The sequence below is a fragment of the Sinorhizobium terangae genome (assembly GCF_029714365.1).
Classification (GTDB): domain Bacteria; phylum Pseudomonadota; class Alphaproteobacteria; order Rhizobiales; family Rhizobiaceae; genus Sinorhizobium; species Sinorhizobium terangae.
This window is the reverse complement of the sequence record NZ_CP121659.1, coordinates 1,833,011-1,848,466: the sequence shown is the minus strand read 5'-3', so window position 1 is coordinate 1,848,466 and position 15,456 is coordinate 1,833,011. Positions and strand designations below refer to the sequence as shown.

The 15,456-nt window shown below is 62.6% G+C and carries 15 protein-coding genes; 7 read left to right on the top strand and 8 right to left on the bottom strand.

Going from position 1 to position 15,456, the window contains the following annotated elements; translation table 11 throughout:
- Positions 1–26 precede the first annotated feature (26 nt).
- Complete coding sequence (locus tag QA637_RS08725) at positions 27–1,229, bottom strand: adenylate/guanylate cyclase domain-containing protein (RefSeq protein WP_283064748.1); 1,203 nt, start codon at positions 1,227–1,229, stop codon at positions 27–29.
- A gap of 176 nt (positions 1,230–1,405) precedes the next feature.
- Between QA637_RS08725 and QA637_RS08720 the strand changes: the two genes are divergently transcribed.
- From QA637_RS08720 to QA637_RS08710, 3 genes are all read left to right on the top strand, one after another.
- Complete coding sequence (locus QA637_RS08720; protein WP_153437535.1) at positions 1,406–2,005, top strand: YdeI/OmpD-associated family protein; 600 nt, start codon at positions 1,406–1,408, stop codon at positions 2,003–2,005.
- 295 nt (positions 2,006–2,300) lie between these two features.
- Positions 2,301–3,314, top strand: a complete 1,014-nt coding sequence (locus QA637_RS08715) for a transporter substrate-binding domain-containing protein (protein ID WP_234886799.1) — start codon at positions 2,301–2,303, stop codon at positions 3,312–3,314.
- Between the two features lie 215 nt (positions 3,315–3,529).
- Positions 3,530–5,686 (top strand): CHASE2 domain-containing protein, encoded by a 2,157-nt coding sequence (locus tag QA637_RS08710; RefSeq protein WP_153437536.1) that lies wholly within the window; start codon positions 3,530–3,532, stop codon positions 5,684–5,686.
- Between the two features lie 195 nt (positions 5,687–5,881).
- Here the strand turns inward: QA637_RS08710 and QA637_RS08705 are convergent, their stop codons facing one another.
- Complete coding sequence (locus QA637_RS08705; protein ID WP_153437537.1) at positions 5,882–6,847, bottom strand: FecR family protein; 966 nt, start codon at positions 6,845–6,847, stop codon at positions 5,882–5,884.
- A 447-nt stretch (positions 6,848–7,294) separates the two neighbouring features.
- Between QA637_RS08705 and QA637_RS08700 the strand changes: the two genes are divergently transcribed.
- Positions 7,295–7,558, top strand: a complete 264-nt coding sequence (locus QA637_RS08700) for a hypothetical protein (RefSeq protein ID WP_153437583.1) — start codon at positions 7,295–7,297, stop codon at positions 7,556–7,558.
- 71 nt (positions 7,559–7,629) lie between these two features.
- On the opposite strand, the gene QA637_RS08695 is transcribed toward QA637_RS08700, so the two are convergent.
- The 3 genes from QA637_RS08695 to QA637_RS08685 form a co-directional block, all read right to left on the bottom strand.
- Positions 7,630–8,049, bottom strand: coding sequence for a CBS domain-containing protein (locus tag QA637_RS08695; RefSeq protein ID WP_153437538.1), 420 nt, complete (start codon positions 8,047–8,049; stop codon positions 7,630–7,632).
- A 138-nt stretch (positions 8,050–8,187) separates the two neighbouring features.
- Positions 8,188–8,847 carry a dihydrofolate reductase family protein gene (locus QA637_RS08690; protein WP_153437539.1) on the bottom strand — a complete coding sequence of 220 codons (660 nt, stop codon included), beginning with the start codon at positions 8,845–8,847 and terminating at the stop codon, positions 8,188–8,190.
- Between the two features lie 119 nt (positions 8,848–8,966).
- The gene (locus QA637_RS08685; RefSeq protein ID WP_283064746.1) at positions 8,967–10,016 is read right to left on the bottom strand and encodes a GlxA family transcriptional regulator; all 1,050 of its coding nucleotides are present in this window, start codon (positions 10,014–10,016) and stop codon (positions 8,967–8,969) included.
- Between the two features lie 169 nt (positions 10,017–10,185).
- On the opposite strand from QA637_RS08685, the gene QA637_RS08680 reads away from it, so the two are divergent.
- The 3 genes from QA637_RS08680 (at position 10,186) to QA637_RS08670 (ending at position 13,146) form a co-directional block, all read left to right on the top strand.
- On the top strand, positions 10,186–11,265 hold the full coding sequence (locus QA637_RS08680; RefSeq protein WP_153437541.1) for a class I SAM-dependent methyltransferase: 1,080 nt from the start codon (positions 10,186–10,188) through the stop codon (positions 11,263–11,265).
- A 160-nt stretch (positions 11,266–11,425) separates the two neighbouring features.
- On the top strand, positions 11,426–11,989 hold the full coding sequence (locus tag QA637_RS08675) for a DinB family protein (RefSeq protein ID WP_153437542.1): 564 nt from the start codon (positions 11,426–11,428) through the stop codon (positions 11,987–11,989).
- Positions 11,990–12,078: 89 nt separating this feature from the next.
- Complete coding sequence (locus QA637_RS08670; RefSeq protein WP_153437543.1) at positions 12,079–13,146, top strand: cyclic nucleotide-gated ion channel; 1,068 nt, start codon at positions 12,079–12,081, stop codon at positions 13,144–13,146.
- Positions 13,147–13,180: 34 nt separating this feature from the next.
- Here the strand turns inward: QA637_RS08670 and QA637_RS08665 are convergent, their stop codons facing one another.
- The 3 genes from QA637_RS08665 to QA637_RS08655 all read right to left on the bottom strand — a co-directional run bounded on the left by QA637_RS08665 (position 13,181) and on the right by QA637_RS08655 (position 15,386).
- Positions 13,181–13,600 (bottom strand): GFA family protein, encoded by a 420-nt coding sequence (locus tag QA637_RS08665; protein ID WP_346283762.1) that lies wholly within the window; start codon positions 13,598–13,600, stop codon positions 13,181–13,183.
- 61 nt (positions 13,601–13,661) lie between these two features.
- Positions 13,662–13,901 (bottom strand): hypothetical protein, encoded by a 240-nt coding sequence (locus tag QA637_RS08660; RefSeq protein WP_153437545.1) that lies wholly within the window; start codon positions 13,899–13,901, stop codon positions 13,662–13,664.
- A 75-nt stretch (positions 13,902–13,976) separates the two neighbouring features.
- Positions 13,977–15,386 carry an adenylate/guanylate cyclase domain-containing protein gene (locus QA637_RS08655; RefSeq protein ID WP_153437546.1) on the bottom strand — a complete coding sequence of 470 codons (1,410 nt, stop codon included), beginning with the start codon at positions 15,384–15,386 and terminating at the stop codon, positions 13,977–13,979.
- Positions 15,387–15,456 lie beyond the last annotated feature (70 nt).

Here is a 15,456-nt window from a genome sequence, read left to right as displayed (position 1 = left end):
CCGACTTCCGAACGCCGCGTCGTCTTCTATGAGCGGGCAAACAATTCGCGCGGTTCGCGGACACCCTTCAGGTGGAACGAGCCGATCGTCTCGAAGGCCGATCTTTCTGCCGGCGATAGAAGCTCGACGAAGGCGGAGGAAACGAGCAGCGACCGGTTGGCGAGACGGCATGTCGACGCGATCCGGCAGACTTCGTTGACGGCCGGACCTATGACGGTGAAATCCAGCCGTTCGTCGCTTCCGACGTTGCCGTAAAACACTTCGCCGACATGCAGGGCGAGGTAGACGGAGGTGATTGCCGTCTCCTGCGCCAATCGGGCCGCGTTGAGCGTTGCGATCCTCTCCTCGAGTTCGGCCTCGGCCTTGAGGGCGGCAAGCGCGGCTTCGCTCCGATCCGCACCGGTGAAGATCGCAAGCGTCCCGTCGCCGACGAGCTTCAGTACGTCGCCTCCCGCGGCGTGGACCGACGAGATCACCGCCTCCGCATAATCGTTCAGCAAGGGAATGAGATCGCTGCTGTGAACCTGTTCGGAAAGGGCCGTGTAGTTCGCCATGTCCGAGTACCACAGCACCGTGTGGATGCTTTCGACCTTGCCCCTGGCGATCCGGCCTTCAAGCACGCGGTGGCCCGCGTCGCGCCCGAGATAGACCTCGACGAGCGACTGCGCGACCCACTTCAGCGAAGCGGCCTTGATGGCGAGCGCCAGCGCCGGCACCAGGCTGCGGAGCGCCCGGAGGTCGTCGCTCGAAAAGCCGCCCGGAGCCTTGGTCGACCAGCGCGAATATAGGCTGTCCATCTCGCCGATCGCATCCTTGCCGCTCAGTCGATGGATCTGTGCGAAATAGTCGGTGTGCCCCTCAAGACGAAGATCATCGAGAATCGTGAAGCGAGGCTCTCCGGTGTAGTCGAGCGGAATATGCATTTCCGAGAGCGCGTTTTCCAGCATGTATTTGAAGGGGCTGACCTGCCACAGGCGGGAATTGTCCTCCGACTGGTGGCGGGAAAACTCGCGGTGCCTGATCGCATCCGTTTCTTCGGCGTTCCAGAGGAAGCCCCGCGATTCGAGAACAGGGTGGAGCGTGTCGAGGAAAATCGCCGCCTGGACGAGATCGAGACCTTGCCCGCAGCAGCGCTCGCAAAATCCCCTCACCAGTCCGGCTTCGTCCAAGCCGAGGAGCCCCTGTTCGAGCAGCCAGTCACTGATCCTGCGGACTTGGAGATCGTCCATAGCCTCCTCCCGTATCGGCACACGATCTTAGGCGGGAAGGCCTGCTGCGCCAAGCGACTGTATCGGCTGTAACCACTACACGTTGCACTTCTTCGCCGGCTGCGTGATGATGGCGGCGCCCGGATTTTGGCGAAGGTGACGCGCAACATGGCAATGGCAAAAAGGCAGGTCGGTAGATGGCGCCTGTGAAGGTAGATCCGGAAAAAATTCGCGAGTTCGAGGACGCCGAGAGCTTCTACCGCTGGCTCGGCAGCCACCATGACACGGCCGACGAGGTGTGGATCAAGATCCACAAGCTTGGCTCGGGGCTCAAGTCGATCACGCCCAAGGAAGCGATCGACGTCGTGCTGTGCTGGGGCTGGATCGACGGACTGCGCAAGGGGCTCGACGACAAGAGCTTTCTGCAGCGCTACACGCCGCGCGGCAGGAAGAGCATCTGGAGCCAGATCAATGTCGACAATGTCGCCCGGCTGATCGAGGAAGGCCGGATGACCGAGCATGGGCTGAAGCAGGTCGAGGCGGCCAAGGCGGACGGGCGTTGGGAGCGCGCCTATGCGAGCGGCAAGGACATGAAAATCCCGGACGATCTTCAGGCCGCCATCGACGCCGAGCCTAAGGCCAGCGAAATGCTGGCCAAGCTTAGCGCGCAGAACCGCTTCGCGCTCGCGTTCCGCACCCGCAACATGAAGACCGAGGCCGGGCGGAAGAAGAAGATCGAGACTTTTGTCGAAATGCTGAAGCGCGGCGAGACGATTTACCCGCAGGGGCGGAAGTGACCGCTGCCAATAAGGTTCTGCCGGCATCCGATAAGGGCAGGTGAGGATCGGGCTTCCCTCGTCGGTTACGACGCGCATTCCGTCGGATGGGAAGGAGTTGAGGGTCGCGATGCACACCTTCAGAGAGCGGCAACTCGTGGACAGACATGTTCCTCGTCTTCTGCCGGTGCTTGTTCTCGGTATGGTGACCCTCGTTGCGGTGGCGGGTGCAGCACAGAGCACCCGCCCGGCGCCGGACGGGACGCCGCTCGTCGCACAGAGCGCACAAGGGCAGGCACCGGCCAACGCCCTCGCGATGGACTTTCCGGATCGGGAGCTTATCGTCGGTACAAAGGAGGCCCCGCCGTTCTCGATGAAGCAACCGGACGGTACCTGGACAGGCATTTCCATCGAGCTCTGGAGGCAGATCGCTCAGGAACTCGGTCTCAAGTTCCGCCTTGTCGAAGAGCCGTCGGTCCAGAGTCTGCTCGAGGCGACGGCACGCGGCGATTACGATCTCTCGGTCGCGGCGATGACCATCACGCCCGAACGCGAACGCAGCGTGGACTTCTCGCAACCATTCTACAACACCGGGCTCGGCATCGCGGTTTCGCTCAATCGCATGTCGATATGGCGCGAAATCATCCGCACGATGACCTCCCTGGGTTTCCTTCAGGCAGCCGGCGCGCTCATCGGCATTTCGTTTCTGGTCGGCGCGCTGATCTGGCTGTTCGAACGACGGCATAACGAGGAATTCGGAGGCAGCGCCGCCAGGGGGCTCGGTGCCAGCATCTGGTGGTCCGCCGAGGTGATGACGCAGGCAAGTACCGGGCACCGCGGCCCGAGAACTCTCGCGGGACGCGCGCTTGCCATTATCTGGATGGTCGTCTCGATCATCACCATCGCTGTCTTTACGGCCAGTGTGACCTCGGCGCTCACGACGCGACAGATTCGCGGCGTCGTAAGCAGCGTCGACGACTTGCCCGGGGTGCGCGTCGGCGCATTGGCCGGATCGGCAACGCTCGATTTTCTCGTCCGCGAGCGTATCGGATACCGCAATTTCGACCGCGTCGAGGATGGGCTGAACATGCTCTCGTCGGGCTCGATCGACGCTTTTGTGTACGACAAGCCGTTGCTGGCGTGGCTCGTTGCGCAGAAGTTTTCGAATTCGGTCGAAGTCCTCGATGTGACTTTCGAACCGCAGAGCTACGGCATTGCCATGCCGACAGGAAGCCGCTACCGCAATGCGACCGACGTGGCCCTCCTTGAGGCGATCCGCAGCGAAAAATGGAAGCAGACTCTGTTCAGCTATCTTGGCGAGAAGCGCTGAAGGCGCAGACGAGGCCACTCGGGGTGCGTAACACCTTGAATCGGCGCAATCTTTCCGATTCCGATTTGCCGGATTATGCAGTAAGCTGCCCGCGCTACTGCATGTTTCCTTAATTCCTAGCCGATTTAAGGAAAAAACATGCCGCAGTTCAAAGTGCTGCAGCGCTCTTTGTGCGCCTGACGAGACGCGCGGCGCTGCAGGGGGGCGGATGCTGCATGACACGCGCGCAGCAGGTGGGCGTCATTATCGGTTTGGCGATTGTAGCGGCGCTGACAATGCTGCGGGCAAGCGATCCGCCGTTGCTGCGGCTCGCTCGCAATCTGACGTTCGACGAGTATCAACGCATCAAGCCGCGTGCCTACGAGAACATGCCGGTGCGGATCGTCGACATAGACGAGGCGTCGCTGAAAGAGCTCGGCCAGTGGCCGTGGCCGAGAGATCGCATCGCCGCCCTGGTCAACCGGCTGTCGGAGATGGGCGCGTCGGCGATCGCATTCGACATTCTCTTTGCCGAGCCCGATCGCCTGTCGCCACGCAACGTTGTCCGCGACGTTGCCGGGATCGACCCGTCGCTGCTTCGTCAATTGCCCGACAACGATGAGATCTTCGCAGAGGCGATCGCCAACCGACCCGTCGTGTTGGGGTTCGGCATTTCCAATGAAGGAAGCTATCGCCCGCCGGTGAAGGCCGGCTTTGCCTTTACTGGTGAGAGCCCCTTCGGGGCGCCGCCGCGTCTCGATGCGGCGACGCCGCTGCGGCCGCAGCTCGAAGCCAACGCCACCGGCCTCGGCCATATCAGCCTCAATCCCGGCGCGACGTCGTCGGTGGTGCGCGCCGTCCCGCTTTTCTTAAGCGACGGCGAACAGCTTTACCCAAACCTCGCGCTCGAAGCGCTGCGGGTAGCGCAGGGTGCCTCCACCTATGTGCTCGCCGCCGCCCCGGATGTGGCGGATACGCTGACGGACGCCAAGATCGGGGACTTCGTGGTGCCGGTGACCGCGGCAGGAGAACTCTGGCTCTATGTCAGTCCCGATCGGGCCGAACGTTACGTCTCCGCGAGGCGCGTACTCGACCCGGCCGGTCCCGCGCCGGAGGTGATGGCGGCAATCGAGGGGAGCATCGTGTTCATCGGCACGTCGGCGGCGGGCCTGCAGGACATTCGCACGACCGCCCTCGGGCAGAACGTTCCCGGCGTCTCGCTGCACGCGCAAACCGTGGAGCAGATCCTCTCTGGCCATTTTCTCTCGCGCCCGGATTGGGCCGACGGCCTGGAAATCCTGTCAATCGCTGTCGCGGGCAGCCTGCTCGTGGTACTCACCACCTTCGTCAGTCCCGCGGTTGCGCTGGTATGCGGCCTCCTCATCACCGTCCTGGCGCTCGTCGCTTCCTGGCTCGCCTTCCTCTATGGTGGGCTTCTTTTCGATCCGCTGGCCCCGATCGTCAGCGCATCGATCACGCATTTCGCCGCCACTGCGTTCCGCTTCCTCGTCACCGACCGGGAGCGCCGCGCAGTCCGGCGGGCTTTCGGCCAGTATCTTTCGCCGTCGCTGCTCTATCGCATCGAGCATACGCGCGACGCGCTGCGCCTCGGCGGCGACGACCGCGAGTTGACGGTGATGTTCGTCGATGTCCGGAATTTTACAGAGATCAGCGAGCGCCTGGCGCCCACCGCCGTCGTCGGCTTCCTGAACACGCTGCTCGATGCGCTGAGCCGCCATGTCATCGCCAACGAGGGCACGCTCGACAAGTTCATCGGGGATTCGATCATGGCCTTCTGGAACGCTCCGGTCGATGTCGCCGACCATCCGGGCAAGGCCGTTCGCGCCGCGCTTGGCATGCGCGAGACGATGGCGCGCCTCAATGCCGACGACGCCTTCGGCTTCGGGAAGGAGCACAACGTCGCGATCGGGGTCGGCATTCACACCGGCATCGCCTGCGTCGGCAACATGGGCGCGGAGGCCCACTTCAATTACTCGGCCGTCGGCGATACGGTCAACATTGCGGCTCGGATAGAATCCTCGTGCAAGGACGTCCACTTCGACATTCTGGTGTCCGAGGAGACCGCAAAGGTGCTGCCGGGCCACGCCCTGCTCGAAGCGGGGATGCTGGCGCTCAAAGGAAAGAGCTCGCGGACAAGACTCTTCGCCGTCGTCGGCGACGAAAAGCTCGGAGCTTCCGCCGAATTCGCCGAACTGCGGTGCCTCCACTTAAAGCTTGTCGAGGCCTTGCGGTCCCGCGTGCCGAACCGGAAGCTCCTGAATGCGGCGAAGCTAAAGGCGGCGCCGCTCCCGGGGCTGACGGAATTCTACCGCCGGATATCGCGCCGGGCCGACCACTTCGCCGATCACGGCAGATCAGGATCGGCGGAATGAGGTGCTACTGCATATCTCCTTAATTCGTGCCGATTTGAAAACTGCAGCAATTCAAAGCGCTTCAGCGTCCTTTGCGCGTCTGATGAGACGCGCGGCGCTGTTGATCGTTTCATTTGCTGAAAGAGCGAACTCATCTAACTCTTTGAAACTATGCAATTCCGGTGGAGAACCGTCGCATACTGTCCTTGAATTGCTCTAGCCGTTATTGCGGCTGCCCTCACGCGGCCGATCCTGCTCTTGACGCGGCTTATCCGGGCGCGGTGGTTTGTCCGGCTTGTCGGGTTTGGGTGGCGGCTTGTCCGGCTTGTCCGGTTTTGGCGGTGGCTTGTCCGGCTTGTCCGGTTTGGGCGGCGGCTTATCCGGCTTGTCCGGTTTAGGCGGCGGCTTATCGGGTTTGTCGGGCTTGGGCGGCGGCTTCTGCGGCGGTGCCTGCTTTTTCTCGGGTTCCGGTCTGAAGCGCTCGGGCTGCGTTGGCGGAATCGGGAGCGCTGCACGAATGCTGCAACCACCGCCGACCCAGCCGAGGCCGCCGGAAAGCTGCTGGTTGCCGGAAAGGAATGGTAATGCTCCCTTGTTTCCGAGCGTCTCCAGGATGCGGCTACTGACGCGGCGTGTGTCGGTGACGTTGCCGTTGCGGTTGGCGATCACGCAGTCGCAACGCCTTGTCAGTTGTTTGCAACCGCCGGGGCCGCAGAAACTGGCCTCTCCGTTGAGCAGAACGAGAGCCGTGGTTCCGTCGCCGCCGACATAGAAGTCGAAAGCGGTGCCGCGGACACCGATCGTTCCGGCGGGCGTCAGGATCTCGTAGGCGGTGCTTTTCGATTTGCCGCTGACCCAGCGGAACGTGCCCTTGGTCGCTCTCAGGCTGAGCTTCTGCAAGTTGTTGGAGTCGTCGAAGACGAATTTGTCGATGACGACGGACGAGCCCCAGCCAACCGCCAGTTTGGTTCCGTCGCGGAACACGAATTGTCCCAGCCCGGATTTTGAGGTGAGAATCCGTTCGTCCCGGTAGACCGGGTCTTTGGCCGCCAGCGGACCGCTCGCACCCCTGACTTCAGTCCTGATCCGAACCGCCTCACCGATCGCTTCAGCGGCCATTGACACTGGACTGTAAAAAATGAAGCCGAGTGCAACGATTGCAGCGCCACGCAAATAGGACATGGCACCCCTCCTGGATCACGGCGACTTTGGATTGAAACAGTCCTTAGTCGTTCTTCGTGATCACTTGCCAGAGCGGGGGTGGTTGCTGAAATTATTCGCAGGCACTTGCTTTATGCCCCGCTCGCAATTGCTGAATATTTACCATGCGATAGGGCGGGATGTCTCCTAATCCGTTCGGGCTATGTGAATAAATAGCGTTAAAATCAATGTGTTACGGAGGAGGAGAGTATCCGACTGAGGCGCCGTGGAGCCATAAGAGCGGCTCCGCCGACATGAATTTGCTCCTCGCGCCGCCATTCAGCAGGCATTCAGCCGTCCGGAGATAAAAGGCATGCAATTCTTCCCGCTCCGGTTTAGGTTGGCGCGGGCTGAAGAGGGGGCCGGAGCTTGCGGCATGACGCGGCGACCGGCAGTAAAGGGGCGGCGCTCAGGCAGCGCCGGTGGGCGATGAAGACAATTCTGCTTGCTGTGCTTTCCGGCATTCTCATGACGGGAGCGGCTTTTGCTGCGTCCGTGACGAACAAGGACGGCGACACCGCCGTGCTCGTCGTCGTCGAGGGCGAGAGCCGGATGGAAGTTGCGATCGGCTCTGGCGCCACGGAAATGATCTGCCCGAGCGGTTGCTTCGTCACCGCGCCGAGCGGCGACCGCATCGGCCTACAGGGTGACGAAACGATCGAGATCCTCAACGGCTCGGTCGTCGTCAAATAGCGATTTGGCGCCCCGACGCGCATGGCGCCGGCTGCCGTTGCCTTGCCGCCGACACCTCAATGGTGTGCCTATCAGGCGTGATGGCCGCTGACGGCCTTGAGCAGTTCGCCCGTCAATTCCCGGCTGCTGCTGTGGGAAATATCACCGAGCGACAGCATGCCGACCATCCGCTTGTCCTCGTTGATCACCGGGAGCCGCCGAATTTTCTTTTCCTCCATCAGGCGAATGGCGTCCTCGAGGGATTCGCTCGTGCGGCAAAAGACGATCTGGCTCGTCATCACATCACGCACCGTGAGCGAAGAAACGTCGTGGCCGTTGGCGAAAGCGCGCAAGGCAATGTCGCGATCTGTGACCATTCCGATCAGTCGGTCATTTTCGCCGACGGGCAGGGCGCCGATATCCTCATCCTTCATGATGTGCGCCACCGTGCGCAGGTCTGTGTCCGGCGAGATCCAACGTACTCCAGAATGCATGGCTTCCGAAATTTGCATCGTAACCTCCCTTGTTCGGCAAAGGAAAAGCATAGTCGGAAATCATGGCTAATCGTTGGTATCCCGCGGAATCTCGAAGGGAAGGACCGCTCGGGCCATCGGTCAAGCGGTCCCGAATGGGACAGCGGCGAGCTGCCCTCAGGTCAGATTCCTGCGCCGCTCCAGTTCGGCCTCGGTCGGCTGCTCGAATTCGAACGAGCCGGTGGCGACCTCGCCGGCGCGAACGTATTTGTTCACGGTCACCCCAGAGCCCGAAACTTTCGAACTGACGAGCTTCAGCGCCATCGGCGAGGCGCCGTCGCTGAACAGTTTCTTGCCCTTTCCAAGCACGACCGGAAAGATCGACACATACATCTCGTCGACCAGATCGTTGCGGAAAAGCGTCTGCAGCAGGTCTGTCGAACCTTGCGTCAGGAGATCCGGCCCTTCCTCGCTTTTCAGCTTCCGGAGCGTGGCCACCACGTCGTTGCCGAGGCTCTGGCTGTTCTGCCAGTCGAGCTTGAAGTCCGGATTGCGTGTCGCGACGTATTTGGTGATGCGGTCGAACAAGGTGCCGATCGGATCGTCGGCGCCTGCGTAGGGCCAATGCGCCGCGAAAATGTCGTAGGTTTTCCGCCCCAGCAGAAGGTCGAACGGCGTGGCAAACATCTCGTCCACCGCCGCACCCATCGTCTCGTCGAAATAGGGGGCCACCCATCCACCAAACTTGAAGCCGCCGACCGGATCCTCATGCGGCCCGCCCGGCGCCTGCATGATTCCGTCAAGACTCACAAATGCACCAACGACGATCTTTCTCATTGCCGCTCTCCTTCGTCATCCTTGTTTCTGTATTTAGGACGCCCGGCAGCGGACGAGACCGACATGGTCCAAAAAAAATTCTTGCGAGCGCAACGTCATCGGCTGAATTCCGCGAGCGCCTATTCCTTGCGCGGCGGCTGGGCGTAATCGGGAATCATGAAGCGCCGGCGATAGCGTCCCGGCGTCAGTCCGGTGACGCGCTTGAACAGGCGGCGGAAGAAGGCGGGGTCTTCGTAGCCGACCTGCCAGCTGATTTCGTCGACCGGGGCTTCCGTTCGTTCGAGCCGGCGCTTGGCATCCTCGATCCGCAGACGCTGAACGTAGGCGATCGGGCTCAGCCCGGTCGCGCCGGTGAAGCGGCGTTTGAACGTGCGTTCGGCAAGCCCGGCTCGGCGAACCATTTCCTCCAGCGGATTGGCGACGGAGAAATGCGTGGCGATCCAGTCTTGCGCAGCCTGGATTGCAACGTCCCCATGGTCGTTGCGCCCCTCGAAGACTATGTAGGGCGCGAGCCCATCCTGATGCCATTGCAGCGCGAAGTAGCGGGCGACGGCCTGCGCCGCCGTCGCTCCAGCGTGGCGGGCGATCAGATAGAGCACCAGATCGTGCCAGGTCATGGAAGCGCCCGACGTGATCAGTTCCTCGCGCTCGCCGGCAACGACAAGAACACGCTCCGGATGGATCGCCACCTTCGGGAAGGTGCTGTGAAACGCCTCGGCATAGCCGAAATGCACCGTCGCATCGACGCCGTCGAAAAGCCCCGTCTCGGCAAGCAGGAAAACGCCCGAACAGGCCGAGCACAAAAGCGCGCCGCGGCGATGCATGGCACGGAGCCAATCGACCAGTTCCGGATGCCGGCCCTTCTGCCATCCGTCCGGTCCGAGCAGCACCGAGGGGACGATGACGATGTCCGTCGTCTCGATGGCGGCGATACCACGCTGCACCATCACGGGCACTCGGCTTGCGAGTTCCAGCGGGCCCGGCCACAGTCCCACGATCTCGACCCCGAAAGGCGGCGCAGACGCTGGTGCATTGCCCGGCGGAGGAAGCAGGGCAAAGGCGTTCATGACGTCGAAAATGCCGCTCAGCGTCGACACCACCGCCTCGGGAATGGCGACGAGGCTCACGTGAAGTGGATGTATTCCGGTCTCGGCGGTGTTGCGCGGCATCTCGAATCCATCGGACAGGTAGCGCCACGTCGGCGAATGAGTTTTACCGCGGGACGGGGCGTGGCGCAAACGGCCCTATTTCGGACAATCCCGCTCTGCCGCTTGGTCGCTGCCGATGCGATCCTCTGCAAATCCTTGGATCTTCGGTTGGATGACAGGAGCGGGAAAGATGGAAAACGTGAAGAACAACAAGATCGACCAGGCGAAGCTCGATGCGCTCGTCTCGCGGGCGATCGGCGATCTCGCTGCGGGTTACGGCGGCGTGATGGTGAGCCTCGGCAACCGCCTTGGCCTCTACAAGGCGATGGCCGGCGCGGGTCCGCTCACGTCGAGCGAACTGGCGGGTCGTGCCGGCTGCGCCGAACGTTATGTGCGCGAATGGCTCGGCTCGCAGGTGGCGGGCGGTTACGTGACCTATCATGCAGGTAGCGGCACCTATGAACTGTCGCCAGAGCAGGCGCTTGTGCTCGCCGAGGAGGACAGCCCTGTCTTCATCCCCCATGCCTGGGCCGTTCCTGCGTCCATGTGGGCGGACGAGAACAAGGCGGTCGAGGCTTTCCGCAACGGCAACGGTGTTGCCTGGGGTGATCACGACGGTCGGCTCTATTGTGGTGTCGCCGCTTTCTACAGGAACGCCTACAAGGCAAGCTTGGTCGCCGAGTGGCTGCCGGCACTCGGCGGCGGCATCGAGAAGAAGCTGAGGACGGGCGCCCGTGTGGCCGATATCGGCTGCGGACACGGGCATTCGACGGTGCTGATGGCGAAAGCCTTTCCCGCCTCGCGCTTTCATGGTTTCGACATCCATCCGGAGTCGGTCATCGAGGCGCGCAAGGTGGCGGAAGAAGCAGGCGTTTCGGATCGGGTCACCTTTGCAACCGCGCGGGCGGACAGTTACCCTGGCTCGGATTATGACCTCATCTGCTTCTTCGACTGCCTGCACGACATGGGCAACCCGGTCGGCGCCGCGGCGCATGCGGCAAAGGCGATCGCAGGCGAGGGAGCGGTGATGTTGGTGGAACCCTTCGCCAACGATCGGGTCGAAGACAATGTCTCGCCGGTCGCGCGGATCTACTACGCGGCGTCCACCACGATCTGCTGCGCGCATGCGATCTCGGACGGTGGCCATCTGGTGCTCGGGGCTCAGGCCGGCGAGTCACGCCTCGCGGACGTCTTCCGCAAGGCCGGCTTCAGCCGCTTCCGCCGGGCGCTGGAGACGCCGTTCAACCTCATACTCGAGGCGCGGCTCTAAGCCGAGTAAGCGTTCGGAAACTGCGTTGTCATGAGCACTGGAGCGTTTCACCGTTTAGACAGGGTGAAACGCTCCAGTCACGCCGCCCATTTCGGATGCCGCTGTGTAGCCGCAATTCGCGGCTGGACGCGCCGTCGCAAACATCTCACTATGCCGGGCCATGACCGTTCCGCAGGATTTGATATGCCGGCCCTATCGCCAGCTTGCGCGCAACGCCCGGCTCGCCAATGCGCGGCTCGATCGCGCCTGCATGGCGCTTCGTCCCGGTGAGTGGGAGGCGCCGCGAACGTCCTTCTTCCCATCGCTCAAGGAGACGATGGTCCATCTTCTGAATGCCGATCGGTATTATATCGACGCGCTGCGTGGCGAACGCCTCGGGCTGGCGAGACCACCAGGCAGCCGCGCGACGGCGGCCGAATTTTCGATCGAACGGGCGGAGGTCGACGAATGTCTGGTCGAGTTCAGCGAGAGCCTGACGGCGGAGGCGCTTTCACGCAAGATCAGCATTCCCTGGCCGGAGAGGACACTCGCTGAAACTGTCGCCGATACATTGCTTCACGTTTTCATGCACGGCCAGCACCACCGCGGCCAGATCCACTCGATGCTTTCGGGAACAAGCGTCCCGCCGCCACAGATCGACGAATTCATCCTCGCCGATAATGGCGAGGCGCGCGCCGAAGACCTCAAGGCATTGGGCTGGACCGAAGCGCGGCTAACGCGATAGAGGCGGCTGACGGGACAGGCGTGCCCACCCTTTGCGCTCGACCCCAAGGCGTCCTATTGTAGGACGTCGTTCGCCGTTCGGGGGCATGCATGTCGGCACGGCCTTTCTCGAAGATTTCCGCGCCGTTCAATGGGCTGCTCGCAGCGATTGGGCTGGTGGCGGTCGCCGTCCTCACCACACCGGACATCACCGGACGGGCGAGGCTCGGGTTGCAGCTCCTGCTCGTGGCGATCTGGGGTATCTATCTCCTGCAACTGGTCGAGACACTCGTCCTGCGGCGCGCGAAAGGTCCGCAGGACAGCACGCCGGCAGTTGCCATCGATTTTCTGGCCGTTCTGGTGCCTCTTGCTGGCTTCCTGTTCGCCTCCACGCGCGATCAGGAGCTTTTCTGCGCCATCTGGCTGTTGAAGCCGCTGCGAAACTCCGCTTTCTTCCGGCTGATCGGCAGGGTGATTAGCAGCGAGGCACGCAACCTGATCGGCGTCACATCGGTATTCGGCCTCGTCCTGTTCGCTGCGGCGCTTGCGGGTTATCTCATCGAGCGCGACGTCCAGCCGGATAAATTCGGCAGCATCCCGCAGGCAATGTGGTGGGCGGTCGTCACACTGTCGACTACCGGCTATGGCGACGAGATTCCGCAGAGCTTCGCCGGCCGGGTGCTGGCCGGGTTGGTGATGATGTGCGGCATCGGCATCTTCGCGCTCTGGGCAGGCCTCCTCGCCACCGGTTTCTATGCAGAAATCCGTCGCCAGGATTTCGTACGCAATTGGCAGCTTGTCGCCGCTGTGCCGCTATTCGAGAATCTCGGTTCGTCCGCTCTTGTCGAGATCGTCAGAGCGCTGAGGCCACGCCTCGTGCCGGCCGGCGCCGTGATCTGCCGCAAGGGTGAGGCCGGCGATCAGATGTACTTCATCGTCGAGGGGCGTGTCTGCGTTGCGACGCCCAATCCGATCGAGCTTGGCCCCGGCAGCTTCTTCGGGGAGATGGCGCTGATCAGCGGCGAGCCCCGCTCGGCAACCGTCAGCGCCGCGACCGAGGTCTCGCTGCTGTCGCTGCACGCGGAGGACTTCCAGATGCTGTCCATCAGCAACCCGGACATCGCTGACATCATCCGGAGGACTGCGCTGGAACGGCGCGGCGCCACGCCGAAGGCTTGAGCAGTGGGGCTCGCCGTCAAGGGGGCTGCCCCAATCAGGTCGGGTCCTTTTCATAAGTCCTTATCCCCGGCGGCAGTTGTACCCAGGAATGGCGGCGGCAGTCATAGACCGAGTCTTCGGGCGGCGGAAAGCTGGGGTCTGCGAGGGCGCCGACCGCGACTGCCACCGACGATTCCTCGTAACCCTCCTCGGTATGGAAGAGATTCGTCCCGCAGACGGGGCAGAAGCGGAACCTGAATCGCGCACCTTGATCACCGGTACGGACGTATTCGGTTGCGGTGCCGGAGACAGTGTAGGGGGCGGCGAAGGCGGCAAGCGCTGCAAAAACGCTACCCGTCCGGCGCTGGCAGGCGAAGCAGTGGCATACGCCGACGCCGAGCGGTTCGCCCTGAACGTCGATCCGAAGCTGGCCGCAGGAGCATGAGGCTGTTCGGGAACGTATGGTGCACCTCATTGAAGCTTTGGTGGTGGTCGGTCCGATCTAGTCAAGCTGATGCCCGCGGTAGACCGTGAGCTCAGCCATCGCCATCATAGTAGCGCTCGGGATAATGTCGCTTGCCTTCGTCGTCACGATATAGCCGGCGCAGAAGGTAGCGCTGACAGCGGCCATCGTCGCAGTGGGTTTCGACGACCCGCTCGCTGACGACCCCGTTGCTGGACGAACTGTTCGAACTCGAATTTGACGATTGGCTCCCGGCCAACGCCGTGCCGGCAGTTATCGCCACGGCAGCAAGCAGGACAAGCTCTATGCGCATATCGCTCTCCTTCCGTCGCCGCCATATTCAGGGGCGGCGCCTGAATTGGCGATGAACGCTGCTACGCACGCCCGTTCATGGGATCGCGAAAATGCTGATCTCGTTGGTGATGCCGCGAAGCGTGACATTGTGCGACATGGGATTGACGCCGCGATCGCTGAGGAGGCTGGATGCACGCGGGTCCTCCACCACCGAACCGGTGGCGAAGATTTCGCGCGAGGTGGCGAGGTGCTGGACGCGCGAGGCGATGTTGACGGTCTGGCCGAAATAGTCCTGGCGTTCGTTGAGGTTGACGGCAATGCACGGTCCCTCGTGGATGCCGATCTTCAGGAGCAGGTCCTCGCTGCCGCGTTCTTCGTTGAGTTCGCGCATCGCATCGCGCATCCGCATCGCCGCCGCGACTGCCCGGTCCGGAGTCGGGAAGGTCGCCATCACCGCATCGCCGATCGTTTTGACGACCGCTCCGGCCTCGGCCGCGACGATCTCGTTCAAGACACTGAAGTGGGTCCTAACCAGATCGAAGGCCGCGAGGTCGCCGACGCGCTCGTATAGCTCGGTCGAGCCGCGCAGGTCCGTGAAGAGAAAGGTGAGGCTGGTGATCTTCAGCCGCTGGTCGACGTCGATCGTATCGGTGCGGTAAAGATCGCGGAAGGTCTGGTTGGAAAGCAGGCGCTTGGCCGTCAGGAACGGCCGGCGGCGACCGAGCATGCCGTGGAGCACGTCGTTCGCGATGCAGACCGAGGGGAGGGTGCGCACTTCGGCGTGGTTTTCCACCTGGATCCTCAGCGGCCCGGGCTGGAGGCGCAAGGTTTCGTTGTGGCGGTGACCGCGGTCGAAGACGAGGGCGAGATTCCTTCGCTCCTTGGTCGGCTCCCCGGCGACCTCCAGGAACTGCGCCGCATGGGTCACCGGCTCGAAGATGATGACGAACTCCGCCGGAAGCTGCAGCGCGATGACCGCCTTCTCGCCGGGGGGCAATTCCAGCGCCTCGATCATGAACTCGTCGACCTTCTCCTCAAAACCTTCCTCTGGCAGGTCAACGCCCGAGCCCCAGTAGATCTGGCGGAAATATTCGGCCGGCGGCAATGCGTGCGGATTGTGCGCCTCTATATGGCGTACCCGCGGGCTCACCGTAAAGGTCACCTCGACCATTTCGTCGAGCGTCGGCTCGTAGCCGGCAGCACAGAGCGCGCAGATATATTCCTCCTGCTGCAGGGATTTGAGCGAGGTATTGGCGTCGAGCACGCCGCCGCAGCCCGGGCAAAGCACGTTCCATGACAATTCGAAGATGCCGTGGTGCGACGCATGCAGGAAGCCCGCGATCGTCTGCTCCTCGTCGAGCCCTTCGGCTTTTGCAAAGGCGAGCGCGTTGACGCGGCAAAGCTTGCGGTCGGGAGCATCCCGCACCAACCGCTCAAAGGCCTCGACAATCTCCGGCTTCACCGACTGGCGCAGCGCATCGAATAGAGTCTGGGCTTCATTCATTGCGCTATTCTATACGGAATTCGCCGCGTGGTCAGGCGATTTGATCGGCGCACCACGCACACTTCGCCAA